The sequence below is a fragment of the Streptosporangium lutulentum genome (assembly GCF_030811455.1).
GTDB classification, from domain to species: Bacteria; Actinomycetota; Actinomycetes; order Streptosporangiales; family Streptosporangiaceae; genus Streptosporangium; species Streptosporangium lutulentum.
In genome coordinates this window covers 2,714,752-2,740,522 of sequence record NZ_JAUSQU010000001.1, presented here as the reverse complement: position 1 = coordinate 2,740,522, position 25,771 = coordinate 2,714,752, and the positions used below count along the sequence as shown (strand labels likewise).

The following is a 25,771-nucleotide window of genomic DNA, read 5'->3' as shown; positions in this document are numbered from 1 at the left end:
GACTGACGACAGGAGACTGTTCACAAGGTCTCATGGGAACCCTCAAACACTTGGAAGTGGGGCGAGTGGGTTGAGCATGAAGGTCCACTCGGTGACTTTGGGAGGGCCTCGATGGTGCCTTCTGGAGTCCAGTTGGGACATGTGCGGGACATCTATGTGACGCGGGTGGGACATTTGTGGCATGTAGGGCGCGCGCGGCTTCCATGGTTGGGCGTTGCCGCTTACTCTGCGATCGACAGGACCCACGGTGAAGGGCTGACCCGCGATGGAACAGGTCGAGGAGACTTGCCTGAAGCAGCTCGTTCGCGCCCGTAATCTGCTGCCGTACAAAGTGTTTGTCCGCGTTTATGAACAGGCCGCCAAGGAGGCTGGCCAGCGTGGGCTGACCGTGGAGCGAAGGCAGTATCAGCGGTGGCTTGCTGGTGAGCTCAAAGGGCTTCCGCAGGTCGATGCGTGCCAGGTGCTGGAGAAGATATTCGGTCTCCCGCCCAAGGAGCTATTTACCAAAGTTCCTGTCGTTGTGATGCCCGTTCCCGGCTCTGACGTGATCGACGTTTCACCAACGTCCGGCGCCATACGGACAGCACATGAATCTCATCCCTCGGCTGAACAGCCGATTCCTTCGAGTTTGCACGAGTTGATGATGTCTGCTGCTGAAGAATCCCGCGAGTCCGCCGCCCACGCCGAAACGGCGCTCGGCCGGTCTGCCTTAGAAGAGCTTGAGACCGACGTGACTGCGCTCGCTCGGACCTATCTGAATAGGTCGCCTGTGATCATGTTTCCCATGATCAAGCAGTTACGGGATCGCGTGGAGGCCAAGACCCGGCAGACCCGGAACCCGGATCAGCTCCGCGACCTGTCGCTGATGAATGGGCTGTTGTGCGCGATGCTCTCCGAAGCGAGTATCGACCTGGGCGAGCACCGAATGGCCACTGACCACGCTCGCGCGGCCTGGGTCCACGGCAACAACATCGGTAACGTCCCCCTCGCGGTGTGGGCCCGCGGCATGCAAGCGACGAGCTCGTACTGGAACGACTGCCCCAACGACGCGTTGATCGCGGTCCGCCGTGGTGAGGAGCATCACCCGACCGGGGTGGCAGCCGCCCGGCTGAGCAGCATCAAAGCCCGCACCTGGTCACATCTTGGCAATCCAGAGCAGACGCTACAGGCGGTGCGAGAGGCTCAGGACGCACGAGCCGCCGCCCAAAGCGGCGAAGACGATCTGGAGTATGTCGGCGGCATGTTCGTGTGGGACCTGGTGCGGGAGGAGCGGTGTGCTTCCAGCGCCTTCTTGGAGGTGGTGCAGAGGCGCCATTCCGAGCTCGACCCGGCAGCGTTACGGCGCTTCACGGACCTGATCCTCGGCCATGCCGAGCGAGCTCTGGCCATCTCACAGGCTGCGCCCCTTGAGGAGCGTTCCGCGATCGTGGACGCAACCATCCTGTTGGACATGAGCACCGCCCGGCTGCTGCTCGGCGACGTGTCCGGCGCCCACGACACGCTCCGCCCGGTGCTGACTTTGCAAGAGGACATGAGGACTGTGCCGATCCTGCGCCGCCTGAGAGGCATGCGGGTTCCGCTCAGCAGGATCCAGGCGACGCGCGCGGTGCATGAACTCGCCGATGACCTCGTGGGGTTCGCCTCCGGATCGACCATCCGGGCGCTTCCCCCTGGGTCGTCTTAGCTGGCGGCCTCCTCGCGGGTGCCCCACGCGGCGAGGAGCTCCGCTTCGCGCTCGCGGGTGATGCCGAGTTCAGCGGACCGTTCGGAGGAGACCACAGCTCCGCCGCGTAGCCACGCGTAGGTGTCAGCGACGGTCTCTTCCAGCGGTCGACACGTCAGACCTGCGGCGCGGGCACGGGTAGTTTCCATGTGCCATGTGCCCTGGTAGTCGCGCCACAGGGGCAGCCCGACCCACTCGGGGACACCGTGCTCGCGAAGGAACACGTCGTCGACCCAGACGAGTTCGGCGTCGGCGCCGGTCACGTCGCGGCACGCGCCCAGGAACGCGCCGAACGTGGAATGGCCGATCGGCGCGGCCAGGTTGTAGGACCCCGCGAGGTTCCGTTCAGCGGTGTCCAGGGCGAACGCGGCGACGTCGCGAACGTCGATCGGTTGGATGGGCCACTCCGGGCGGCCAGGGGCCAGGACACGGCCGCCGGCCTGGATCCGCGACAGCCACCAGGGGATGCGACCGACATACTCGTGCGGGCCGAGGATGACGCTGGGACGCAGCAGGGTGGCCTGTTCCCCATAGGTGGTTCTGACGGCCTGCTCGGATCCGGCCTTGAGTCGGCCGTACTCGTCGGCGTCGCTCTCGCCAGCCGGACCGACCGGGGTGTACTCGCGGACGGACGACTCGTCGTCGAGCGGGTCAGTGGGCCATCCCTCGTAGACGTTCACCGTGGAGACGAAGACGTAGCGGTCGACGGCGTCGGCCAGGGCGCGGGTGGAGCCCTCCACCATGGGGGTCGTCATACCGCTGGTGTCGACCACCGCATCCCACGGGCCGCGCGCGGCGAGCGCCGCCAGGTCGTTCTCGCTGGTGCGGTCTCCACGGACTGCGTCGACTCCAAGCACGTCATCGCCGGACGTGCCGCGGTTGAACGTCGTCACGTTGTGGCCACGGCGCAGAGCCTCTTCCGCCAAGACGCGCCCGAGGAACTTCGTACCGCCGAGAATGAGGGTTCGCATGCCCTTGATCCTGGCTCACGAGCGGGTAGAAGGCGAGTTCGCGTTTCGTCCATGACGCCCCACGCGAGAGATGCCGTTGCCTGTGTTCCCCGCGTGTGCGGGGATGGCCCGGTGCAAGGGGGAGCGCTGGCTTTTACGCGAGCTGAGTGAGGGGCATACTGTCCGACTCGAACCGCACCCGCCGCTCGTTCGCCACCCGGTGCAGCAGTTCCACTGGCCGGGCCTCGCCGTCGCGGGTGACGCGCTCGGCGGTCAGCACCGACGCGCCTTCCCGTAGTCGCAGCGACTTCGCCTCGTCCTTCGTCGCGGTCCGGGAGCTGATCAGTTCCCGGACCCGCGCTGTCACCGGATCGAGGATGCCCGCGGCGATGAGCGCGGCCCAGATACCGCCGACGACTTTGCCGGTGCCGGCCACGGGGGTGTCTTCCACGATGGCGAGGGGGTAGTACGCCGTGTCGAGCATGACCATCTGGTCGTCGAGCGCGGCGTGGCGGGCGCGGCGGACGACGATCGTGCCGACGCTGACCTGCAGGGCTTGGGCGACGTCCGGTTCGGCCGGGACTTGGGTGACGGAGATGGGCTGCATGGTGCCGGTTCGCCCGGCGCGATGGCACGCCGTTTCCCAGGGGCCGCGGCCGTTGCCGGGCGGGATGGCCAGGGTCAGGTCGATGTAGACCGGCCGGGGGTCTTGGACGACGAGGCGTCCTCGCTCGACGTTGCGGCTGATCACTCCCGCGTCGGTGAGGATTCGGGTGGCCGCCGCCAAGGTGGCGGTCGACGTGCCGTACATGGTCAGCAGTTCGGCCTGTCCAGGGAGGGTGGATCCGGGCGGGTAGACACCGGTTGCGATGAGCTCGCGGAGCTCGTCCGCGATTTGGCGGTAGCGCGCGGATGCCACGGGCCACTCCTCCTGTCGCTTGTCGTTGTGAGATCGCATGCTCTCACAAGTCGGATTGACAAACGCTTGTGATCCGTTGCATGCTACTCGCGAACAAGCCAGTTATTTAAATAACTGAACGTGACAGCCGCACAAATGCGGCCCCCGGATTACTGCGGGTACCCATCCCGCACCGGAGGCCGCCAGCTCCCAACCAACCCATATCAATCAGGAGATTTGGACCGCGAAAGGTCTGTGAGAAGTATGACACGAAAGAACCGGCCCGCGTTGAGTCTCGCTCCCCGGCTCCACGCCCCCGCCGACTGGATTGCAGCGAAGGGTCTGTGCACCCGGCCCGGGGCCGACCCGGACCGCTGGTTCCCCGAGGAGCCGATCGGCAAGAACCAGCGCCTCGACTACGAACAGGAAGCCAAGGCTCGCTGCTTCGGCTGCAAGGCCAAGGTCGAATGCCTGGAGGTGGCCCTGATCGAGGAGACCCCCCTCGTCATAGAGAAGGGCCTCAAGCCGTACGGCATTCGGGGCGGACTCGCGCCCTGGGCCCGCGCCAACGTGATCATCAAAGATGCTATCGATTTCGCTAGCGAGAACGAGGAAGCCGCAGCCTGATGGACATCACCCCCGTGTTCGAGTACGTCACCGACAACCCGATCAGCTCAGCCGTCATCGCCGCCGCCGCGGTGGTGGTGCTGGGGGTGGGGTACTTGATCGGCCGGAAGCTCTTTGGTGGGATCTCCCGTGCGTGGCGCCGATGGGTTGCACCCCGGCCCGCCGAGGACGTTCTAACCGTCGTGGCCGCGAGCATCGCGACCGGCGTCTCGGCGCAGGGCATGTGGCGCTTCTCCGGTGACGTGCTTGGCTTCGAGGGCTTCCTGCAGGTCATGCTGTTCGCGTTCATTGAGGTCGCCATGGTGACCAGCGCGGTGCGGGCTCGCCGGAACATGAGGGAAAACGGCAAGGCGGGTCTCGACGGCCTGGCCGTGTGGGCGCTGACCGCCCTGTCTGCGGTGCTGTCGGCGATGGACGCGCACAGCTTCGCCGAGGCCGTGTTCCGCATGGCTGCTCCGCTGGTCGCGGCGTGGCTGTGGGAGCGCAGCATGGCGATCGAGCGGCAGCGACTCACGGGGAAGGCCCGCATCAACTGGCGGATCACCCCTGAGCGCATCCTCGTCCGGGTCGGCCTGGCCGAGTCGAACGACCGCACCGCGTCCGAGGTGGATGCGTATCGCAGGCTGACCCGCGTCGCCCTTACGGCGAAGAAGGCCAAGGCGCTGCGCGAGGCCGGCGCGTCCGACCGCAAGCAGCGCGCCGCTCTGGTCAAGCTCGACAGGGCGATGGACCGCGCTGTCGAGCACACCGGCCTCGCGCAGGACAAGGACAAGCAGGGGCAGTTGCTCGCCCAGATCGGCGCGCTGTACAACACGGCCGCCCTGACGAAGGTGGAGCGACCCTCGTTCTGGGAGGAGCCGAAGGAGCTGACCGGCTTCGACCGGCTCGCCCTGGAGACCGGCCGCCTGGCCGAGGGGCTGGAGGCGAAGGGCGAGGCGCGCGCGGCCCTCGACGAGATGAACGAGATGCGCTCGGAGATCCGCGAGGCGATGGCGAACCTGGTGCCGCTGGTGTCACTCGCGACCGGCCGCCGCGTGGTCGGGGGCAGGCTCGTGGGAGGTGACACCGGACGGGGTGACACGGGTGACACGGCGCAGGACGACAACGGTGACAAGGGTGACACCCAGCCGGGTCGGAAGGGTGACACGGCGCAGGACAGCAAGGGTGACACCGGGCGGGGCGACAAGCCGCGCCAGCGGCGGACACGTCAGCCTGTCGCTGCTGGTCGTAGGACGCGGGTGACAGCGACAGCGCGCACGCGGCAGACGAAGAGCAACGGTGACACCGATGAGCGTGTCACCAAGGTTGTCCAGCTCCTCCAGCGCAAGCCGAAGCCGACGCGGGAGGAAGTCGCCGAGCAGGTTGGTGTCGCGAAGCGGACTGTCTACCGGGACATCGCCAAGGCGGTGCAGGCCGGTCTCCTGTCACCCGCCGAAGCCACCGAGGGTGACACCACAGCAGGGGTGACACGACGCAACAGTGACACCACGACGTCCGGCGCGGCGCCGGACGCGACGTGACACGACACCCCAACCAACCCGACATGACACGACACGACGAAGGACACGACATGCCCCCCGAACACGACATGGACCTGGATGACATGGACCTCGTCCGGCTCAGCACGTGCGTGCCGATCTGGCACGCCGACAGCAACGCCAACCCCCTCGCCGCATGGCTGCACTACAACCCCAAGACCGACCCGTGGTTCGTGCGGATCGTCGTCTCCGGTGGCGTCGTCTCGCTGGACGTGCCCCGCGATGTCCTCCTGCAGGGCCTGTGCGAGGACCTGCAGGTCCGCTCGGACGGCGACGAGTGGCTGCTGTGGACGCTGCGGTGGAACCCCGAGGACCCGCTGACGTTCCGCGTCCCCCGCGCCAACGTCCAGGCGTTCGCGGCCGAGACGTACCGGCTCGTGCCGGACGGCGAGGAAGGGGACCGCGTCGACTGGGACGCCCTGGCCGAAGCGATGGTCGAGGAAACCTCAGAAGGTGACGTTCCGTGATGAGGCTTCCGGGCCTGCCCGTTGCCTGTGCCGCTCTGACCAGCGGCTCTGCGGACGGTCCAACGCGCGCCCGCGTTGCGCAGCGCGCGCGCCCGCGCATGCACCCGCGCGAGGCGCAGCCTACCAAATATCACAGCCCGTAAGCAGAAGGAGTTCGCGTGGCCAGGGATCGCACCGGCCCGGAGGAGCGGAAACTCTTCCACACCAGCCGGATCGACGCCGAGAAGAACGGCGTGCGTCGGTTCTGGTTGGCCGCGTGCTGGGTCGCCGCGGAGCTGAAACACCTCGCCAAGCGCGACCCGGCGAAGGCCCACGCAACCGGCCTGCACCTGGCCAAGCAGATGCGGACCATCGCCGCCGACCTCAACCAACAGCACCTCGACCACCTCAAGACCCAGAAGGGAGGACACAGCCGTGTATGAGCTGAGCCTGCCCGACGACGACGAGCAGCCGGACAACGTCGTAGTCGCGAAGTTCGGCGGCCCCGAGCCGGTGCCGGCCGCGCCCGACGACCCGGACGAGGACGACGCCCCGGCGGGTTGGCTGGTCGTCGTCGCGAAGGCCGAGGTTCTGCCCCGGCTGGAGAAGCTGGTCGATGACGTCGTGGTGGGCGACGGCGTGTTCGGGCAGCGGCCCGCGTCGATCGCGACGCTGGCGCGGCAGTACTTCATCGACCCGCCGCCGTTCGTCCGCGAGTCCATCGCCCTTCGGATCTTCTACGGCCTGTACGGGGTGCCGGTCGTGGTGGCGAACGTCACCGCGCAGACGCTCCTGCTGATCATTCGTTACCCGTCGCTGCTGGCCGCCACGGTGGTCATCGCCGGGGTTGTCTATCTCGTTTCGTTCATCCTCGCTTGAGAGTAGGTCCCCTCATGGAAATCAACTTCGGGCTGGTCCTCGGCGGCGTCGTGGTGTGCGCCATATGCCTGACCCCCGCGATCGTGGTCATGAAGCACCAGAAGCTGTTCAGGAAGATCCATTTCCTCGTCGCCATCGCCATGATCTGCGCTGGTGTCGGTCTCATCGGCATCGTCGCGTGGCTGGTCAGCGTCGGCATGGCCTGGGGGCTGACCGTGTGGATCGGCGTCATCGCGGTCATCGCGCTGATCGTGGTCGTCATCGCGGTCATCATCGGCGTGTCCGACTGGGACATCGGCAGGCCGGAGCAGTGGGGCCTGTTCACCCTGCCCGCCCTGATCACGATCGTGGTCATGACGTCCGGGGCGACGTTCAGCTACTTCGCCGAGCAGTTCGGCTCCAACGTCGACACCCTCAAGACGCAGGTTGAGAGGTCGCAATGACCATGCTCCTCCTGGCCCTGGTGGTCGCCGCGCTCATCGCGGGTGTCTTCCTGTGGCGGAAGCCGGACGCCCGTAAGGTCACCGCGGCCGCCGCTGGTGGTGCGTGGAAGTCGGGACGGCAGCAGGCCGTCGCTGAGTTCCGCGACGGCTACAAGGCCACCCGGGCGGCGTACGACCGGGCACAGAAAACGCTGCAGCGGCGCGGCACCAGGCGTGCCCGCACCGCGTCGTTCGTCCTTGAGGTCCTGGGCGTGACTGTGGTGACGGCCGGCGGCGCCGTGTACGGCGCGGCCAAGACGGTCGGCGCGACCCGGCGCATCGTGACCGAAGCCACGCGCGGTGGCCGAGCGGCAGTAAAGGCCGCAACGGTCGTCGAGGCGGAGATCGTGAAGGACTCCGACGAGGAGACCGACGACGAGGACATCGTCCACGAGCCCGAGGAGAAGCCCAGCGGCGACGCACCGGCCGAGCCGGGCAACCCCCGGCTCATCACGAACACGGTCATCATCGCGACCGACCAGTGCCAGAAGTGCGGAGCCGAGCACACCGTCACGATCAACGCAGGCGAGACCGCCGCCGAAGCCACGTGCGGATGCGGTCAGCAGCTCCGCTTCGTTCGGGCGCGCCCCGATGGGACGCCCGGCACCAACACGCAAGCAGAACCGCAAGCAGTAACTCAGCCCGGCCCCGTCGAGGGGCCGCCATCGGAAGGAACCACGAACATGGCCGCAGAAGCCAATGGTCTGCTCACCTACGCGCAGGCTCACGCGCAGCTCGCCGGGCAACTCCAGGCCCTCAGCGTGGAGAACAACAGCCTGGCCAACAGCATGACCAACACCATCGCCCCGCACGCCTCGATCATCGCGACCACCGCGATCCTTCAGGACCTGCTGAACCAGGCCGCGAGCATCGCTCAGCAGATCGCTGACGAAGCCGCTGCTCTCGCTACCTCCTGATCGCTGTTGCTGCGGGTGCTCGCCATGGCCAACCGGCGTGGCGAGTGCCCAGAGCGCCAGCTCTACAGGATCCCAACGCAGAGAAGGAGGCCGTCATGCGCCTGTTCGGCAAAAGGCCCGCGGATGTCGTCGAGGAGCCGCAGGTAGATCCGGAAGAAGAACGGAGAGCTGCCCAGCGCGAGAGAGAGGGCAGGTGGAGGCAAGACTTCAGAGATGCCGTCAAGAGTCTCCGCGCAGCGCGAAGTGAGCACGCCGAAGCCAAGAGGCAGTACGAGCGGTACGCGCCTGGACCGCAGAAGGACGCCGCTGGCGACGCGATGAACCAGGCCGCAGACCGACTCGGCGCTGCGGAACGCGAGTACGCCGCCGCGGAGAACTTCCCCGTCTGGGACCGGAACCACTGACCCTCGCCTGACCTGCTCAACCCCCGAAGGGAGCAACCTCGTGGCCGCCATCGTCCCCGGCAAGCAGCTCGAACCCGTGAAGTCCGCGCCCGCCCCTGTCGACATGCGCCGGGCCTTCCGGCGTATCAAGAACCGGCAGCGCGGCAAGCTCGCGTTCGTCCGGCCGGTGGCGTGGCTGGCCGCCATCCAGACGACCGGCGTGATCGCTCATGAGACCGGTCTCGGCCTGATGGTCGCCGCGCCGGCCATCACCGTCGTTACCGCGACGATCGCGGTCCGCGCCAAGCGCCGCGGTGCAAAGGCGCGGCTCGCCCGGCCCGCCAGCGGGTCGCTGTGGCTGCTCATCGCCGTGTTCGCCGGGCCGTACGGCCTGATCGCGTTCGTGCTGTGGATCGTCGGCCTGGGCGGGGCCGTGAACTACTGGTTCGCCGCTTACCAGGGACTCACCCGCTCGAACAGGAAGGCTCTACCAAAGATGGACATGCCGAAGACGGACGCCCTGGCTGGCCTGCCGCGCTGGTACGCCGAGACCGTCGTCCCCGCCAACCCGGCGTTCACGGGCACCAGCCTGACCGACGCGGAGCAGGTGCCCGGTGGGTTCACCGGCGTCATCGTCGGCGTCCCCGGCAAGACACAGACCGGGAACATCGAAAAGCAGATCGGCGTCCTCGCCTCGGCCCGTGGGGTCCCCCTGGACCAGGTAGAGGTCGGGCCGCCGCCCGGCCGCAGCTACTCCGGCGCAAGGATCACGATCATTGAGCGCGGCGACAACCTGCGCCAGGTCCGCTACCTGGAGGACGAAGGAGCAGCGATTGACCTGAAGACCGGCATCGCCCGCGTCGGTAACTTCTTTGACCTCAAGCCGACCCGCTGGGCGTTCTGGACGACGTTGACCGGCGCGCAGATGGGCATCAACTCCGGGTCGACCGGCGGCGGCAAGTCCGGGTTCGGCGGCTCGAAGCTGGCGCTCGTGCACCAATGCCCCCTCGCCGTGGCGGTGCTGCTCGACAACCAGGACGGCAGCTCACAGCCGACGTGGAACGGCCGAACCGCGATCAGCCGTGAGGGTGTGGCGGCGTGCTGGGAGGAGCTGCAGGCGTTCGACTACGTCATGGATCGCCGCGCCAACTACATCGCGCACGTCCCGTGGGTCGACGATCACGGGCGAGAGCGGAACGGCAAGGACTTCTTCCTGCCCGGTGACCCGGATATGGGCGGGCTCAAGCTGATGTACTTCATGCTTGAGGAGCTGTCTCTCCTCCTGCAGGATCCGGATGTCGGCCCCGAGGCGACTGAGATGCTGGCCAAGGCCGCGAAGACGTGGCGCAAGCCAGGCGGCGCGATCGACGCGTACCTGCAGAACCTCGGCCTCGAGAATTTCGGCGGCAGGACCATCAGCAACACGCTGCGGTCGAACCTCGCCGGCGGTGGCAGCGTCGCCGCGTTCCGGAACGGCTCCAGCGTCGATCACAACATGGTCGGTCTGAAGGGCGACCCGTCCAACCTGCCTGAGTTCTGGGACGGCACCGAAGACAAGACGGTCGGTCTCGGCTACATCAAGGGCATCGACAACCGGCCTGGCGGCAAGTGGCGGTCCTCGATCTCTCGCGACCTGTACGGCATCGCGATCAGCCCCGCGGCTGCGCAGATCGACCCCATCACGGCGGGTTTCCGCGACGAGTACTTCGACATGGTGCGGCGTGGCATCAACCCACGTGACGAGCACGCGCCGACGCCGATCAAGGCGGCGGCGAAGGCCTCGATGCCGAAGTGGTCGTCAGGCGATGTGGAGGCCGCGGTTGAGCGTGCGCTGGCCTCCGGGAAAAAGGAGCTCGGCCCGATCTGCGTCGCGGTCCGGCATCGGCTGGGCGATGTGCCGCTCGGTGAGGTTCCGGCTGCGCTGCGGGTCCTGGGAAGGTCGGGACGGGTGCGGAAGAACGGCGATGTGTATCAGCTCGTGAAGGAGGTCTAGTGATGAGCGTTGTGTCTGCGGGGCTCGCTGCCGAGCGGTTCAGCGGTGCTCTGCGCGTGGCCGCCGTGACGGCGGCCTGGGCGACGGTCGCGGGGGTGACGGCGGCGGTGTGCCATCCGGCGTCGGGCACTGAGCTGGTCGTGCCGGTCGTCGTCGCTGTGTCGTCGGCGGTGGTGATGCTGGTCGGCCGTCTGGTCGGGACGGCCCTGGTGGTGCTCCACGTGGGGCTGCTCGCGATGTTCACGTGGGGCGAGGTCGGCGGCCTGGTCCTGCTCTCGTCCACCCTCGCTGCTTTGGCGATGCTTCCCCTGCCCATCGTTTCAACCGGTTCGACCTCAGGAGAGGACTGATCCAGATGAAGCTCAAACTGGTGCATGACGAGTCGACGCCTCAAGAGAACGAGCTGTCGGTCCCGTGCGCCGAGGGGCGTTGCTCCGGCTGCCGACACGATTGGTGCGCGTGCCTCGATTGCCACAAACGCTAGCGGTTCAGCTTGCACGAATAGGATCGCGTGGTGAAGCCGTGCACATTCTGGATCGCCGCTGAGCAGCACCGGTGCAACGCCGACCCTGCGAGGCAGTATTTGCAGGGTCGGCGTTGCACCGACCACACTCCGGCCGCGATAGCTGGAGTGGCGGAACCTGACGCTGGCCGTTATTGCGCGCCAGCGCGGTGCTACTGCGGGACGTGCTCGTCGTGAGCTGACGCAAGCACAATTGCTTGCATCAAGCCGCAGAGACAGACCTGGTAGCCCGTGCTCGTTCACGCTGCTCGCGAATCTGCGCCTCCAGGTCCTCCAGGGAGATGCCTCCAGGCCGATGGGCAAGTCTGGCCGCTTCGGCGGGGGAGAGGGCGTCACGTGCAGCACGAGCGTGGGCGAGAAGCTGGCCCGCTGATGCAAGCGCTTTAGCTCGCGTAGCTCGGGCAGGAACGGGTTCAGAAATGGGAGGAACGGTCACGTGTTCATGATAGATCGACCTTTCAGCAGCTCGCGGAAAGTATCGAGGTGTTGTAGATCTGCCCTAGTCTCAACAGCGTGGGGAGGCCCGAGGTGAGCCCGAATGCGGGTGCAGAAAATGTTGCTACTTATTTGAGCGCAACGCTTGAACGCATCACCTACGCCAACGAGGAGACCGGCTACACCATCGCCCGGGTGGCCGTCGATCGCTCCGGCAGCGACCTGCTGACCGTGGTCGGGCCGCTGCTGGGCGCCCAGCCGGGGGAGTCGCTGCGGCTGACCGGCCGGTGGACCTCCCATCCCCGCTACGGCAAGCAGTTCGAGGTGTGGTCCTACGCCACCGTGCTGCCGGCCACCGTCCAGGGCATCCAGCGCTATCTCGGCTCCGGGCTGATCAAGGGCATCGGGCCGAAGATGGCCGAGCGGATCGTCGACCATTTCGGCGTCGACACCCTGGAGATCATCGAGACCGCCCCCGAACGGCTGGTCGAGGTCCCCGGGCTCGGTCCCAAGCGCACCAAGATGATCGGCATCGCCTGGGAGGAACAGAAGATCATCAAAGAGGTGATGATCTTCCTGCAGGGGGTCGGGGTGTCCACCTCGATCGCGGTGCGGATCTTCAAGCAGTACGGCGACACCTCCATCACGGTCGTCAGGAACGAGCCGTACCGGCTGGCCGACGACGTGTGGGGCATCGGTTTCAAGACCGCCGACACCATCGCCCAGGCCGTCGGCATCCCCCACGACAGCCCCGAGCGCGTCAAGGCGGGCCTGCGCTACACCCTGTCGCAGGCCGCCGACGACGGCCACTGCTACCTGCCCGCGCCCAACCTCATCGGCGACGCGGTGAAGATCTTGGAGGTTCCCGCCGAGCTGACCGCCCAGTGCCTGGAGGAGCTCATCGCCGAGGAGGGCGTGGTCCGCGAGGAGATCCCGGCCGGCGACACCGTCGTCCCGGCGGTCTACCTGGTCCCCTTCCACCGCGCCGAGCTGTCGCTGGCGGGGGCGTTGCGCGGCCTGCTGAACTCCGGGCACGACCGGCTGGGCGCCTTCGCGTCCGTGGACTGGCAGGTGGCCCTGACGTGGCTTCACGGGCAGACCAACGCCGAGCTCGCCGAGGAACAGGCCCATGCCGTACGGCTGGCGCTGACCGAGAAGGTCGCGGTGCTGACCGGCGGCCCCGGCTGCGGCAAGAGCTTCACCGTGCGCTCCATCGTCACCCTGGCCCGTGCGAAGAAGGCCAAGGTGATCCTGGCCGCGCCCACCGGCCGGGCGGCCAAGCGCCTGTCGGAGCTGACCGGCCACGAGGCCACCACCGTGCACCGGCTGCTGCAGCTGCGCCCCGGCGGGGACGCCACCTTCGACCGCGACAACCCCCTGGACGCCGATCTGGTCGTGGTCGACGAGTCCTCGATGCTGGACCTGCTGCTGGCCAACAAGCTGGTCAAGGCCGTCGCCCCGGGCACGCATCTGTTGTTCGTGGGAGACGTCGACCAGCTGCCCTCGGTCGGCGCGGGCGAGGTATTGCGCGACCTGCTGGCCGCCGAGGAGGAGATCCCCCGGGTGCGGCTGACCCACATCTTCCGCCAGGCGCAGCAGTCGGGGGTGGTCGTCAACGCCCACCGGGTCAACACCGGCCTGCCCCCGGCCCTGGAGGGCATGACCGACTTCTTCCTGTTCCCGTGCGAGGAGCCCGAGGAGATCGCGGCGCTGACCGTGGACGTGGTCGCCAACCGCATCCCGCGCAAGTTCGGCCTCAACCCGCGCCGGGACGTGCAGGTGCTGGCCCCGATGCACCGGGGCGCCGCGGGGGCGGGCAACCTCAACAACGCGCTGCAGGAGGCGCTGACCCCTTCCAGGGAGGGGATGCCCGAGCGCCGCTACGGCGGGCGGGTCTTCCGGGTCGGCGACAAGGTCACCCAGCTGCGCAACAACTACGAGAAGGGCGCGGCCGGGGTCTTCAACGGCACCGTGGGCATGGTGGTCGACATCAAGCCCGACGACCACAAGCTGACCGTGCTGACCGACGAGGACGAGAACGTCGACTACGCCTTCGACGAGCTGGACGAGCTCTCGCACGCCTACGCGGTGTCCATCCACCGCTCCCAGGGCAGCGAGTATCCGGCGGTGGTCATCCCGCTGGCCACCAGCGCGTGGATGATGCTGCAGCGCAACCTGCTCTACACCGCGATCACCCGGGCCAAGAAACTCGTCGTGATCGTCGGCTCACGCCGGGCGCTGGCGCAGGCGGTGCGCACCCGCAGCACCGGGCGCCGCCACACCAGCCTCACCCACCGGCTGCGCTCTCCCTGAGAGCCGCCGTGCGCGAGACCTCCCCGGGAGCTTCCCCGGAGGTCTCGTCGCGGGTCTCGCCGGGGGCGCCGAGGCCGAGCAGCCCGTCCAGGGCCTCCCGCCCGGGTGCGGTCACGCGCAGCGCGCGCCCCGAGCCGATCCTGCTCACCCATCGGCGCTCCAGCAGGGTCGCGCACAGGGCGGCCCCCGCCGCGCCTCCCAGGTGGTGGCGCCGCTCGGTCCAGTCCAGGCATGGCCGGGCCAGCGGGCGCCTGCCGGTGCGCGCCAGCCGTACGCCCAGCTCGGAGGCGAACCAGGCCACCCCCTCGTCGCTGAGCGCGAAGCCGGCGTCCTGGCGGAGCAGGCCCCGCGCGGTGAGCGCGTCGGCGATCGTCACCCCGAGCCGTCCGGCCAGGTGGTCGTAGCAGGTCCGGGCCTCGGCCATCGCCCTGGCGGTGCTCGCCGCGCGCAACGTCGCGGGCCGGGCGGCGGGGGCGTCCGCGTGGGCGGCGAGGTCCTCGATCAGCTGGGCCACCTGCGGTCCGGCCAGGCGCACGTACCGGTGACGTCCCTGACGTTCCTCGACCAGCAGCCCTCCCTCGACGAGCTGCGACAGGTGCGCGCTGGCGGTCGAGGCCGCCACCCCCGCGTGCCTGGCCAGCTCCCCGGCGGTCCAGGCCCGCCCGTCCAGCAGCGCCAGGCAGAACCGGGCCCGGGTGCCGTCGGCGAGCAGGGCCGCCAGCGCGGCCAGCGGAAGCGGTCCATCGGAGGTCATCCGTCCATGACGGGCCGCGGATGTTTCGGCCGGCACCGAAGTGTCCCTTGCGGGCCGGTCTGATTCTGAGTATTCGCTGTCAGTTCTCCGAAACGGCACCGGCGATGTGCGCCGTCCCGCCCCCCCCGGCCCCGGTATACGGTCCGGAGAATCTCCCGGCTCACCGCGGGGAACGCGCGCTCCCCGTCTGCCCCGCGCGGCGGCGAACGCCCTGTTCAGGCCGCCGGCCCGAACCTCGGCTCCCGGCTTTGACCCCTGGATGGCACGCTATTGACCCTCACCTTACGCAGTGTCCGAAACGGCCCTGCGAAGTGTCCGAAACGTTACCAAACCGGTCGCAACCATGTTCGCCCACTACGCATCTCCTATTAGTGTTTTAAATGCGCTTTGCTGTAGGGGGAGAGGGTTGTGCTAAACGTGGAAAGCCGAGGCTTGAGGGCACCGCTGGCCGCCGCGACCATGGCGGTCGTCGCTGCATTGGCCACAGCCTGCTCAGGAGGAACGTCCGCGACGGCGCCCGCCGGTCAGGACACCGATTCGGGGGCACAGGCTCAGAGCACACCGGCCGCACCGGTGATAAAGATCAGCCCCGCCGAGGGCAGCAAGACCGTGCGCCCGGACAAGAAGGTCGTCGTCACCGCGGCCAGCGGAGCCCTTGAAGAGGTCACCGTCGAAAGCGACGGCCAGGCGGTGGACGGCGACTTCGACGCCCTGCGAACCAAATGGGTCTCCAAGGCCCCCTTGAAACCCGCCAGCGACTACACCGTCTCGGCGACCACGGTGGACGGAACGACCGCCAGCAGCTCATTCAAGACGCTGAAGCCCAAACTTGAGCTCAAGGTCGCGGACGTGACCCCGGCGATCAAGGGCGAGAAGGTCGGCGTGGGGGCGCCGATCATCGTCACCTTCAACCAGCCGATCGACGAGAAGGCCACGGTGGAAAAAGCCCTGGAGGTCACCTCCGAGAAACCCGCCCAGGGGGCGTGGCGGTGGATCAACGACACGACCGTCATCTACCGGACCGCCAAGTACTGGCAGCCCCACCAGAAGGTGACCTTCACCGCCCACCTCGACGGCGTGCAGGGCGGCAAGGACATGTACGGGCTGAACGACTTCACGAAGGTCATCCAGATCGGCGCGGCCCAGATCTCCACCGTCGACACCCGCAAACACAAGATGATCGTCAAACGGGACGGCAAGGTCGTGCAGACCATGCTGATCAGCGCCGGCAACGCCACCACCCGGGAGTACACCACCACCAGCGGCGTCCACCTGGCGATGGGCAAGGCCAACCCCGAGCGCATGATCTCCCCCGGCCGCAAGAAGGGCGACCCCGGCTACTACGACCTGATGATCAACCACGCGGTCCGCTTCTCCAACAGCGGCGAATACGTGCACGCCCTGGACAACGTCTGGGCCCAGGGCCGCCAGAACGTCAGCCACGGATGCATCAACTCCCGCCCCGACCAGGCCAAATGGTTCTACAACCAGGTCCAGCGCGGCGACGTCATCACCATCACGGGCACCGACCGCAAGATGGAGTGGAACAACGGCTGGGGCTACTGGCAGATGTCGTTCAGCCAGTGGAAGAAGGGCAGCGCCCTGGCGTGACCGGCGCCGGGCGGCCCACACCCCACCGGGCCGCCCGCCTCACAGGAGGGTGAGCTGCGCCTGCGAGGGCAACGCCAGCGGCAACGGCTGCTCGGGCCGCGTCGGACTCAGCCCATAACGGGCCGCCAACCGCAGCACCTGCCCGGTGACACCGCCCACATAGGCGGCGTCGGCGTCAACGCCCCTGCCGTACAGCTCCAGGTAGCGGGCGGACAGAGCCGGATGATGCTCACCGACCCAGGCGAGATACCACTCCCGGGCCCCGGGCGGAAGACGCAGCACGTGCGGGGTGAGGCTGACCGCTCCGGCGTCGGCCACCCGGCGCACGGTGGCGGCCAGCTGGTCGGGGGAGTCGGTGAGCAACGGCAGGATCGGCGCCATCGCCACCCCGCACGGCACCCCACGCTCATTGAGCTCCGCCACCAGCTCCAGCCGCTTCTGCGCGCTCGGCGCGCCCGGCTCCACGGTGCGCCGGATCCTCTCGTCCACGAACGCGATCGACACCACCGCCCCCGCACCGGGAGCACCGGCCAGCAGAGCGGCGTCACGCAGGATCAGCCGGCTCTTGGTGTGCACGGTGAACGGCGCACCCACCTCACGCAGAGCCGCGATGACCCCGGGCATCAGCCGGTAGACGTCCTCGACCCCCTGGTAGCAGTCACCGCCCGCACCCACCACGACGGGCTCGCCGTCCCACCTGGAAACCAGCTCCGCCCGCAACCGCCGCACGATGTTGGTGCGCACCACGATCCGCGAGTCGAAGTCACCCTCGGCGTTCAACCCCAGGTAACGGTGCCCGCGACGGACCGCACAGTAACGGCAGGCCTGGGCGCATCCCCGGTAGGGGCTGACGGCCCAGCCCCCGGCGGTGCGCTCCAGCGCGGTGCGCGCCTGAACCTCGTAACAGGTCAGCGCGCCGTGAACCCGGGTCACCGCGGAGCGCTCGATCCGCGGCCTGGCGTCGGGCGGCGCGGCGAGCAGGGGAGGCGCATCCCATCGCATACGGATCAGTGGAACACGCTTTCGATGCCCCCCGCAAGTCGGAACCCCGGCACGGCGGAGCCCCCCGAACCCCGAAAAACCCCACCCGATAAACTGCCGTCCCCCTACCGGTTTCGGAGAATGTTCATGGCTTGGCTGGTTCTGGCAGGGGCGATCCTCGCCGAGATCCTGGCGACCACCGCACTGAAGCTGAGCGACGGCTTCGCCCACAAAGGATGGTCGATCGTCGTCGTGGCCGGCTACATCGCGGCGTTCATCCTGCTGGCCCGCGCCCTCAAACTGCAGATGGAGGTCGGCACGGCCTACGCGGTGTGGGCAGGCGCCGGCACCGCCGTCATCGCCACGATCGGCGTATTGTTCCTCGGTGAGACGATCAACCTGGCCAAGATCGCCGGCATCGTCCTCATCATCGCCGGGGTCATGGTGCTCAACCTGGCCGGCGGCGCCCACTGACCACACCCCGGGCGGGCGATAACGGATGGCCCGGCGCCTTCGCGTTGATCTACCCTGGGCGGATGCTGAAACCTTCCTACCCCATTCGCACCCCCCGCCTGATTTTGCGCCCCTTCACCCCCGCGGACCTGGAGGCCCTGCACGCCATCCAGTCACTGCCGGAGGTGACCCGTTACCTGTACTGGGACACCCGCGACCTCGAACAGGTCCGCGAGGCCCTGGAGGCCAGGATCGGCGAGTCGGCGCTGCTGGAGGAGGGCCAGTGCCTGCGCCTGGCGGTGGAACTGGCCGCCACCGGCGAACTGATCGGCGACGGCACACTGTTCTGGCACAGCAGCCTGCACCGCAGCGGGGAGATCGGCTACGTCTTCCACCCCGACCACCACGGCAAGGGGTACGCCACCGAGGTGGGCCGGGCCCTGCTGGAACTGGGCTTCGACGGCCTGGACCTGCACCGGATCACCGGCCGCCTGGACGGCCGCAACGAAGCCTCGGCCCGGGTGCTGGAACGCCTGGGAATGCGCCGCGAAGCCCACCTGGTGGAAAACGAGGTGGTCAAGGGCGAGTGGACGGACGAGCTGGTCTACGCGATCCTGCAACGGGAGTGGCGCGCCCGCCACTGACCACCCCATTCGATCCGTCTCCACAGAAAACAGGAGGAGAGGCACAGCGAGAAGCGGCCAACCCCCGCCGACCGTGCCCCGCAACCCACGATGACCATTCTTCACCTGGCCCTGGCCGCCGACTGGGACGCCGCCCGCCAAGCGGGGGAGTACCGCGTCTCCACCCTGGGCCGCACCCTCGAACAGGAGGGCTTCATCCACGCCTGCGCCGACGACGCCCAGCTCCGCGGAGTCGTCCAGCGCTTCTACCGCGACGTCACCGACCCCCTCGTGCTCCTCACCGTCGACCCCGCGGGACTGGACGTGCGCCTGGAGACCCCCGGCGACTCACCGGAGGCCTTCCCGCACATCTACGGGCCGCTCCCGCTCACCGCGGTGATCTCCGCGACCCCCTTCGCGAACCCCGTCGCGACCTCCTGACCCCTCGCTCCGGCCCGCACGGGCATGACCACCCGCACGCACAGCGTCCTTCCTACGCGCAGAGCGTCCTGTGGATTCGCCGGGCCGCGAGCGTCAGCCCCGCGGCCACCATGGCCAGCAGATACGCCGCGTTGCCCAGCAACCCCCAGCCCAGCTCACCGATCACCAGCCCCCGCACCAGCTCCACGGCGTGATACAGCGGGGTGAGCCGCACCAGGACCTCCACCACCGCCGGATAGTCCTGCACGGGGGAGAACGTCCCGGAGAACAGGAACAACGCGAACTGACCCGTGGTCAGCAGATCGAAGTCCTGCCAGCCCCGCATGAACGTGCTGATCGCCATCCCGACGGCGCCGAACGCCAATCCCACCAGCATCGTCGCGGGAAACGCCGCCAGCGCCCACCCCGGGCCGGTCAGCCCCAGCGCGACCATCACCACCAGGAACGCACCCGTGTAGACCGAACTGCGCACCATCGCCCAGGCCAGCTCGCCCAGCGCGATCTCGAACGGCTTGACCGGCGTCGCGAGCACCGCGTCGAAAGTCTTGGAATACTTCATCTTGAAGAAGAAATTGAACGTCGTCTCCGACAGCGCCCCCGACATCGCCGAGACCGCCAGCATCGCCGGGGCCACGAACACGGCGTACTCCACCACACGGCCACCGGGCAGCGTCAGGTCACCGACCAGCGCCCCCACCCCGACCCCGATCGACAACAGATACAGCACCGGCTCGAAGAAACCCGACAGCAGAACCAGCCAGTACGAGGGGCCCGAACGCAACGCCCCCACATTACGGTTGATCACCGCACCCACCCGGGAAGGGGAGATGCGGGCGGCCAGCAGCAGGGAAACCATGTCTCAGTCCTGAAGTCGCTTGCGGAAGGCGGCAACCGCCCAGGCCAGCCCGGCCGCACAGCACAGCAGCAGATATCCCGCGTGCACCCAGACCGGCCACGGGGGAGAGGTCCCCAGCGTCGCGGCCCGGCTCAGCTCCACCCCGTGCCACAGCGGGGAGAGGTACGCCAGCGGGCGCACCAGCTGCGGCAACTGATCCACCGGGAAGAACACCCCGGCGAACAACGTGGACGGAATCATCACGAACCGAAACAGCAACGCGAAGTAACTGTCGTGCTCGATGCTCGCCGCGAACGCCATCACCGGAGCCGCCGCCGACAGGGCCACCAACGCCGCGACCACCGGGGTCAGCACCGCCCAGGGGGAGTGCAGCGCACCGAACAACGCCGTGATCCCCAAGAACACGACCGCCGCGATCTCCACCCGGATCAGGATGTAGAGCAGCCAGCCCCACACCATGTCACCGACCTCGACCGGGGTCGCGCGCATCGCGTGATAGGCCCGCACCCACTTGAAGTCGCCCAGCACCGAATAGGTCGACTCACCGATGGCCATCTGAAACGCCGTCGAGGCCATCACCCCGGGCACGATCCACGCCAGATAATCGACACCGCCGATCTCCCCGACGTACCCCCCGACCCCGACCCCGATGCTGACCAGGAACAACACCGGCAGCACGAAGGTCGAGAACGCCGAGGCCCGCCACAACCGCCGGTACAGGGCGAGGTTGCGCTCCAGCACCGCCACCGTCGGATGAACCATCAGTCCACCAACGTCCGGCCGGTCAACTGCAGGAAGACGTCCTCCAGCGAGGAGCGGCGCACCAGAACACTGGAGGGCCGGAGCCCCCGCCGGTGCACCTCCGCCACCGCGGCGTCCCCGTCGCCGGCGTACAGCAGGATCCGGTCCGGCAGCGGATCGACCCGCCCGATGCCCTCCAGCTTCCCGGCGTGGTCGGCCTCCTCGGTGAAACGCAACTCCACCACCTCGGGCGTGGAATAAGTCTGGATCAACGACCGGGGGGAGCCCTCCGCCACGATCCGCCCGCCGTCCATCACCACCAGCCGGTCGCACAACTGCTCGGCCTCGTCCATGTAATGGGTGGTCAGCACCAGCGTCGTGCCCCGCTGCTTGAGCCGGAACAACCGCTCCCACAGCAGATGCCGCGCCTGCGGATCCAGCCCCGTCGTCGGCTCGTCCAGCAGCACCAGATCCGGCTCGTTGACCAGCGACCGCGCGATCGTCAGCCGCCGCTTCATGCCCCCCGACAGCGGCTCCACCTGACTGCGCGCCTTGTCCTGCAACTGGACGAACTCCAGCAGCTCATCGGCCCGGCGCCGCGACTCCGCCTTCGACAACCCGAAATACCGCGCGTACGTCGTCAGGTTCTCACGCACGCTCAGATCCAGATCCAGGTTGTCCAGCTGCGGGCAGACCCCCAGCCGGGCGCGGATCTTCGACCCCTCGCGCACCGGATCCATGCCCAGGATGCGCAGCTCCCCGGAGGTCGGCATCGACACACAACTGATCATGCGCATCGTGGAGGACTTACCGGCCCCGTTGGGCCCCAGGAACCCGAACGCCTCACCCGGCTCCACGTCCAGGTCGATCCCGTCGACCGCCGTGAAGTCACCGAAGCGCTTGACCAGAGCACGGGCACGGATGAGAGGTTCTTCAGGCACGCCCTGGACCGTAACAGAGCCCCCCGACAGTCACGCAAACGATTTAGGCCCCGCGGCCGGCCGTCGCGCACCCGGGCGGCAGGGCCGTGAGCTCCCCGGATCCCCTCCTGCGGTGGTCGCGCCGGCAGTAGGCTCCTGCGCCATGACCGACACCCAGTCACCGACGATCCGCACCCTCGACTCGACGGTGGTCTACACGAACGCGTGGATGACCGTGCGAGAAGACCGCATCCAGCGCCCCGACGGCTCGCACGGCATCTACGGGGTCCTGCAACAGCGCGACTTCGCCCTGGTCATCCCCATGGAGAACGACGGCTTCCACCTGGTGGAGGAGTACCGCTACCCGATCGGCCGCCGCGCCTGGAGCTTTCCTCAGGGCAGCGTCGCCGGCAGCCCCTCCCCGAAGGCCACCGCCCACACCGAGCTCGCCGAGGAGACGGGCCTGCGGGCGGCGTCGATGATCCATCTCGGCCGCCTGGACAACTCCCACGGCACCAGCGACCAGCGCTTCGACGCCTTCCTGGCCACCGAGCTCACCCCCGGCGCCCCCGATCGTGAGCACACCGAGCAGGACATGCGCCAAGACTGGGTCACCCGGGCCGAGTTCGAGCGGATGATCCGGCGAGGCGCCGTCACCGACAGCGGTTCGATCGCCGCCTACACGCTGCTCCTGCTCCACGAGCGTTCCTGAAGGGGGCGGGACCCGGCCTTCACGAACGCCTCAACGCCTTCACGAATCACGCCCGCGTCACACCCGCCGCCGATCCGCTCTCCCGGCGATCGAGCGACGGTGTCCGGCGCGGCCCTCCCGGTCGCGGGCGGCCCTCTCGCGGGTGGGGGAGCCCGGCCCCGTCTTTCGGCCCCGTGGTGCGCGGGCGGCCGGCTCGTCTCCGACCGTGCTGTTAGCGCTACCACCGGGCCGGTGTCAAGACGTCAGCCGAATTCTTCTCTGTTTTCCCAGATAGCGGCGTTTCAGCGGGGCCGGACTCCGGCGCGCGTTGACATAAAATCTGTTAGCGCAAACACTCGGATATCCTAAGGACAACTTCAACGAGGCGGACAGGTTGACCCAGCACGTATCCGGACAGGACCCCACCAACCGACCAAAAGCCGCTGTCATGGAAGACGTCGCCGAACGAGCAGGCGTCTCAGCGATGACCGTCTCCCGCGTCCTCAACACCCCCGACAAGGTGCGCCCCGACACCCGCGCCCGCGTCCTGGACGCCGTACGCGCACTCGGCTACCGACCCAACTTCGCCGCCCGCTCCCTGGTCACCGGCCGCTCCGGAGCACTCGGCGTCGTCAGCTTCGACACCACCCTGTACGGACCCGCCTCGACCCTTCACGGCATCGAGCAGGCCGCCCGCGCCGACGACTACCTCATCACGATCGTCAGCGTCGGCGCCCTCAACCGCCGCTCCATCGGCGAAGCCGTCAACCGCCTGCGCTTCCAGTCCGTCGACGGCGTCATCATCGTCGCCCCCCACGAATCGGCCGCCGACGGCCTGCGTCACCTTCCCCCCGACCTGCCCGTGGTCGTCGTCGGCGCCCGCGACAACCTCCCCGTCCCCGTCGCCTCCGTCGACCAGGCCACCGGAGCCGTACGAGCGACCAGACACCTGCTCAGCCTCGGCCACGAAACCGTCTGGCACGTCTCAGGACCACAGGACTGGACCGACGCCAGCGCCCGCGTCGAAGGCTGGCGCTCCGTCCTGCACGCCGAGGGCCGCCCCATCCCCGAACCCCTGCTCGGCGACTGGAGCGCCCGCTCCGGATTCGAACACGGCAAACTCCTGGCCCGCGACCCCGACGTCACAGCGATCTTCGCCGCCAACGACCACATGGCCACCGGAGTACTGCGAGCACTACGCGAGGCCGGCCGCCGAGTACCCCAGGACGTCAGCGTCGTCGGCTTCGACGACGTCCCCGAAGCCCCCTACCTGTGGCCACCGCTGAGCACCGTCCGACAGAACTTCACCGAGGTCGGCCGCCTGTCCTTCCAACTGCTGCTCGACCGGATCGACGGCCGCGCCAGCCGCGCCCACCACCTGATCGAACCCGAACTCGTCGTCCGCGAGAGCACCAGCGCCCGCCCACCCCGCTGAAACCCGACCACAACCCGACCACGTCCCCGGCCCGGCGGCGGCTCACGACGAAAGCGCCTCCCCGCGCCCACCCCCACCGGCGCCCAGCCGGTCCAGCACGCCGTAGGCCGGATTGCCCCGCGCCGCCTGACGCACCTCCCGCGCCGTCGAGGCGACATACGCCTGCCCGGTCACGATGGAGGAGTGCCCGAGCAACTCCATCAACTCGTGCGCCGACGCCCCCCGCTCGGCCAGCCGGGTGGCGAACTCATGACGCAACGCATGCACCAAAGTGCCCTTCTGCACCCGGTCGTGGATACCCGCGTACCGATAACACTGACGCACCAGATACTGCAGACCACCACGCCGCAACGGCTCGTTCGCGGTGTCGACGAGCAACGCGGCCGACCGGGGGAGCGCGGCAAGGGCGAACCGGCGCAGGCGACTGTCCAGATACCGCTCGATGAGAAACTCGATCGGCGGCTCGATCGGCAGCGAACGGGTCTTACCGCCCTTGCCGACCACCTGGACCCGCCGATCACCGGCAGCACCCCCGATCGAACCCAGCGTCATCCCCAGCAACTCCGCCGACCGCATCCCCGTCACCAGCGCCAGCCCCAGCACCACCAGATCACGCTCGACCCACGGATCACGAGCCTCGCGCGCCCCCTCGGCGATCCGCTCCAGCAACGTCGCCGACGCCGTCCCATCACCCAAAAGAGGCTTGGGCGCCTTGGCCGGCTGCTTGGGACGAGGCACCGCCGCCATCGGATTGCCCTCGACCATGCCCTCCGACACACAGAAGGTGAACAGCCGGTTCCACGCCGACCAGGCCCGGTTGACGCTCGCGGCCGACCTCGGATCGGAGAAAGCCGCGAACGCCCCCCTGATGAGACGCCCGTTGAGATGACGAACCTCGAGGCCGGCCGGCGACACCCCCGCCAGCTCCGCCGCGATCTCCCCGACGAGCCGCAGATCGCTCTCATACCCCAAGACGGTGTGCGCGGAGAGCTTCCTGGCCCGCAGGCAGGAGAGGAACTCCTCAACCGCCTCCGGCAGGAACATCGGCACCAGCGGGTCACGATCACCCATGAGCACGCCCCATCCGAGTCGGCCTGCTCCCGACGAGCCACGGCAGGACAAACGAAACCGTCCCGCCTCACCGTAGTTGCTCGACACCCGCCGATCCCTCAGATACACACCCGAACCCGGACGCGTCCGCGGAAGAACCCCCCGAAGACCACCTCGACGTCACCACCCGCGCCCCCTGCGCGCGCACCCTCGCCGCGACGTCAACGCCAGCCCGTCGGCACCGCCGGAGCCACCTTGCGATACACCTCGGGATGCTCGGTCACGATCGCCCAGTCATACAGCGGATCAGGCTGATTACGCCGCTCAAGAGCAGCCCACAGGGCATGCCCGATCGACAGATCCTCCACCCCCGCCAACTGACACACCGTACCGATGTCGCGCGCGGTGACCCGGCTGACCTCATCGTGCAGATCCGGCTCGGTGGCGACGGAGACCAGACCCACCAGACGCATCCGGGCCGGACCGGGCACCGCCTCGCGATAGGCCTGCACCAGCACCAGCGCGGGAATGACGATCGGCCGCTCGTACTCCAGCGCGGCCCCGATCATCGCGGCCGTGTAGACATCCCCCGACAGATGCAGCCGCACCGTGCTGACATCCAGCACCAGCCCCCGGCCCAGCACCGGCTCCGGGGCACTCACGCCGATTCGGGCAACTGCAGGAAACCGCGGATACGCTCCAGCGCCGCCCGGTCCTCGGCGGTGTCACCCAACTCGGGGGCGCCACCGATACTGGCGTGATAGGCGCGGATCTTCCGATCCCTGTCCACCCGGGCCCGCACGGCATCCAGGATGTACGCGGACATGTTGCCGCCGGCGAGCTCGCGGACCTGAGCCTCGAGATCTTCGGGCATCGCGACACTGATGCGATTCGTCATACGATCAGCCTACGTTATGCATACCCGCGAGTGTCCGAACTCCGCGACACCCGGACCACCGTACGAACGTCCGCCGCGGCGCGCGAGCCACCACCGAAGACGCCCGCGCCTGACAGTGACCCCGGCGCACACCCACACCAACACATCCGTTGGAAATTTCGGCGATACCACTGGACCCCCCTGGACGGGCAGGCCACCGACGCCGCTGCG

Annotated in this window: 28 protein-coding genes; 18 read left to right on the top strand and 10 right to left on the bottom strand. The window is 68.3% G+C overall.

Annotated features, from left to right (window positions below; genetic code table 11):
• Positions 1–265: 265 nt before the first annotated feature.
• Positions 266–1,684 carry an NsdA family TPR-like regulatory protein gene (locus J2853_RS11885; protein WP_307557284.1) on the top strand — a complete coding sequence of 473 codons (1,419 nt, stop codon included), beginning with the start codon at positions 266–268 and terminating at the stop codon, positions 1,682–1,684.
• On the opposite strand, the gene J2853_RS11880 is transcribed toward J2853_RS11885, so the two are convergent.
• Complete coding sequence (locus J2853_RS11880; protein WP_307557282.1) at positions 1,681–2,694, bottom strand: NAD-dependent epimerase/dehydratase family protein; 1,014 nt, start codon at positions 2,692–2,694, stop codon at positions 1,681–1,683. The genes J2853_RS11885 and J2853_RS11880 overlap by 4 nt on opposite strands.
• A 133-nt stretch (positions 2,695–2,827) precedes the next feature.
• A complete protein-coding gene (locus J2853_RS11875; protein WP_307557281.1) occupies positions 2,828–3,592 on the bottom strand; it encodes a GntR family transcriptional regulator in 765 nt (254 codons plus the stop codon).
• Between the two features lie 243 nt (positions 3,593–3,835).
• Between J2853_RS11875 and J2853_RS11870 the strand changes: the two genes are divergently transcribed.
• The 11 genes from J2853_RS11870 (at position 3,836) to recD2 (ending at position 14,107) form a co-directional block, all read left to right on the top strand.
• On the top strand, positions 3,836–4,198 hold the full coding sequence (locus J2853_RS11870; protein ID WP_307557279.1) for a WhiB family transcriptional regulator: 363 nt from the start codon (positions 3,836–3,838) through the stop codon (positions 4,196–4,198).
• On the top strand, positions 4,198–5,718 hold the full coding sequence (locus J2853_RS11865) for a Fic family protein (RefSeq protein WP_307557277.1): 1,521 nt from the start codon (positions 4,198–4,200) through the stop codon (positions 5,716–5,718). The genes J2853_RS11870 and J2853_RS11865 overlap by 1 nt, the downstream gene beginning before the upstream one ends.
• 50 nt (positions 5,719–5,768) lie before the next feature.
• Positions 5,769–6,203 (top strand): SsgA family sporulation/cell division regulator, encoded by a 435-nt coding sequence (locus J2853_RS11860; protein WP_307557276.1) that lies wholly within the window; start codon positions 5,769–5,771, stop codon positions 6,201–6,203.
• Between the two features lie 158 nt (positions 6,204–6,361).
• Positions 6,362–6,625, top strand: a complete 264-nt coding sequence (locus J2853_RS11855) for a hypothetical protein (protein ID WP_307557274.1) — start codon at positions 6,362–6,364, stop codon at positions 6,623–6,625.
• Positions 6,618–7,061, top strand: coding sequence for a hypothetical protein (locus J2853_RS11850; RefSeq protein ID WP_307557272.1), 444 nt, complete (start codon positions 6,618–6,620; stop codon positions 7,059–7,061). The genes J2853_RS11855 and J2853_RS11850 overlap by 8 nt, the downstream gene beginning before the upstream one ends.
• Positions 7,062–7,075: 14 nt before the next feature.
• Positions 7,076–7,504, top strand: a complete 429-nt coding sequence (locus J2853_RS11845) for a hypothetical protein (protein ID WP_307557270.1) — start codon at positions 7,076–7,078, stop codon at positions 7,502–7,504.
• Positions 7,501–8,460, top strand: a complete 960-nt coding sequence (locus J2853_RS11840) for a hypothetical protein (protein ID WP_307557269.1) — start codon at positions 7,501–7,503, stop codon at positions 8,458–8,460. Before J2853_RS11845 ends, J2853_RS11840 begins: the two co-directional genes overlap by 4 nt.
• A 95-nt stretch (positions 8,461–8,555) precedes the next feature.
• Positions 8,556–8,864, top strand: a complete 309-nt coding sequence (locus J2853_RS11835; RefSeq protein ID WP_307557267.1) for a hypothetical protein — start codon at positions 8,556–8,558, stop codon at positions 8,862–8,864.
• A 40-nt stretch (positions 8,865–8,904) separates the two neighbouring features.
• Positions 8,905–10,836: a hypothetical protein gene (locus tag J2853_RS11830; RefSeq protein ID WP_307557265.1), complete on the top strand. Its 1,932-nt coding sequence runs from the start codon at positions 8,905–8,907 to the stop codon at positions 10,834–10,836.
• Positions 10,837–10,838: 2 nt separating this feature from the next.
• Entirely contained in the window at positions 10,839–11,186 is a 348-nt protein-coding gene (locus J2853_RS11825) for a hypothetical protein (protein WP_307557264.1), read from the top strand.
• 740 nt (positions 11,187–11,926) lie between these two features.
• Entirely contained in the window at positions 11,927–14,107 is a 2,181-nt protein-coding gene (gene recD2 / locus J2853_RS11820; RefSeq protein WP_307557262.1) for an SF1B family DNA helicase RecD2, read from the top strand.
• Here the strand turns inward: recD2 and J2853_RS11815 are convergent.
• Positions 14,082–14,861, bottom strand: a complete 780-nt coding sequence (locus J2853_RS11815; protein WP_307557261.1) for an ArsR/SmtB family transcription factor — start codon at positions 14,859–14,861, stop codon at positions 14,082–14,084. The two genes, recD2 and J2853_RS11815, sit on opposite strands and share 26 nt — an antisense overlap.
• Positions 14,862–15,269: 408 nt before the next feature.
• On the opposite strand from J2853_RS11815, the gene J2853_RS11810 reads away from it, so the two are divergent.
• Positions 15,270–16,472, top strand: coding sequence for a L,D-transpeptidase (locus J2853_RS11810; protein WP_307557259.1), 1,203 nt, complete (start codon positions 15,270–15,272; stop codon positions 16,470–16,472).
• A gap of 39 nt (positions 16,473–16,511) precedes the next feature.
• Here J2853_RS11810 and J2853_RS11805 read toward each other — a convergent pair whose 3' ends face one another.
• A complete protein-coding gene (locus J2853_RS11805; RefSeq protein WP_307557257.1) occupies positions 16,512–17,474 on the bottom strand; it encodes a radical SAM protein in 963 nt (320 codons plus the stop codon).
• Positions 17,475–17,600: 126 nt separating this feature from the next.
• On the opposite strand from J2853_RS11805, the gene J2853_RS11800 reads away from it, so the two are divergent.
• The 3 genes from J2853_RS11800 to J2853_RS11790 all read left to right on the top strand — a co-directional run bounded on the left by J2853_RS11800 (position 17,601) and on the right by J2853_RS11790 (position 18,970).
• Positions 17,601–17,927 carry a DMT family transporter gene (locus tag J2853_RS11800; RefSeq protein ID WP_307557255.1) on the top strand — a complete coding sequence of 109 codons (327 nt, stop codon included), beginning with the start codon at positions 17,601–17,603 and terminating at the stop codon, positions 17,925–17,927.
• 62 nt (positions 17,928–17,989) lie between these two features.
• Entirely contained in the window at positions 17,990–18,550 is a 561-nt protein-coding gene (locus J2853_RS11795) for a GNAT family N-acetyltransferase (RefSeq protein WP_307557253.1), read from the top strand.
• Positions 18,551–18,640: 90 nt separating this feature from the next.
• A complete protein-coding gene (locus J2853_RS11790) occupies positions 18,641–18,970 on the top strand; it encodes a DUF952 domain-containing protein (protein WP_307557251.1) in 330 nt (109 codons plus the stop codon).
• Positions 18,971–19,022: 52 nt separating this feature from the next.
• On the opposite strand, the gene J2853_RS11785 is transcribed toward J2853_RS11790, so the two are convergent.
• Genes J2853_RS11785 through J2853_RS11775 form a run of 3 tightly spaced genes read right to left on the bottom strand, consistent with a single transcriptional unit; the run spans position 19,023 to position 21,508 of the window.
• Entirely contained in the window at positions 19,023–19,826 is an 804-nt protein-coding gene (locus tag J2853_RS11785; RefSeq protein WP_307557249.1) for an ABC transporter permease, read from the bottom strand.
• Between the two features lie 3 nt (positions 19,827–19,829).
• Positions 19,830–20,588, bottom strand: coding sequence for an ABC transporter permease (locus J2853_RS11780; protein WP_307557247.1), 759 nt, complete (start codon positions 20,586–20,588; stop codon positions 19,830–19,832).
• Positions 20,588–21,508 (bottom strand): ABC transporter ATP-binding protein, encoded by a 921-nt coding sequence (locus J2853_RS11775; RefSeq protein WP_307557246.1) that lies wholly within the window; start codon positions 21,506–21,508, stop codon positions 20,588–20,590. The genes J2853_RS11780 and J2853_RS11775 overlap by 1 nt, the downstream gene beginning before the upstream one ends.
• Positions 21,509–21,650: 142 nt before the next feature.
• On the opposite strand from J2853_RS11775, the gene J2853_RS11770 reads away from it, so the two are divergent.
• Together J2853_RS11770 and J2853_RS11765 are read left to right on the top strand one after the other, a co-directional pair.
• On the top strand, positions 21,651–22,199 hold the full coding sequence (locus J2853_RS11770) for an NUDIX domain-containing protein (RefSeq protein WP_307557243.1): 549 nt from the start codon (positions 21,651–21,653) through the stop codon (positions 22,197–22,199).
• Between the two features lie 427 nt (positions 22,200–22,626).
• Positions 22,627–23,613, top strand: coding sequence for a LacI family DNA-binding transcriptional regulator (locus J2853_RS11765; RefSeq protein WP_307557241.1), 987 nt, complete (start codon positions 22,627–22,629; stop codon positions 23,611–23,613).
• A gap of 42 nt (positions 23,614–23,655) precedes the next feature.
• Here J2853_RS11765 and J2853_RS11760 read toward each other — a convergent pair whose 3' ends face one another.
• From J2853_RS11760 to J2853_RS11750, 3 genes are all read right to left on the bottom strand, one after another.
• Positions 23,656–24,684: a tyrosine-type recombinase/integrase gene (locus J2853_RS11760; RefSeq protein WP_307557239.1), complete on the bottom strand. Its 1,029-nt coding sequence runs from the start codon at positions 24,682–24,684 to the stop codon at positions 23,656–23,658.
• 200 nt (positions 24,685–24,884) lie between these two features.
• Positions 24,885–25,325, bottom strand: coding sequence for a hypothetical protein (locus J2853_RS11755; protein ID WP_307557237.1), 441 nt, complete (start codon positions 25,323–25,325; stop codon positions 24,885–24,887).
• On the bottom strand, positions 25,322–25,561 hold the full coding sequence (locus J2853_RS11750) for a hypothetical protein (protein WP_089211749.1): 240 nt from the start codon (positions 25,559–25,561) through the stop codon (positions 25,322–25,324). Before J2853_RS11750 ends, J2853_RS11755 begins: the two co-directional genes overlap by 4 nt.
• Positions 25,562–25,771: the final 210 nt, after the last annotated feature.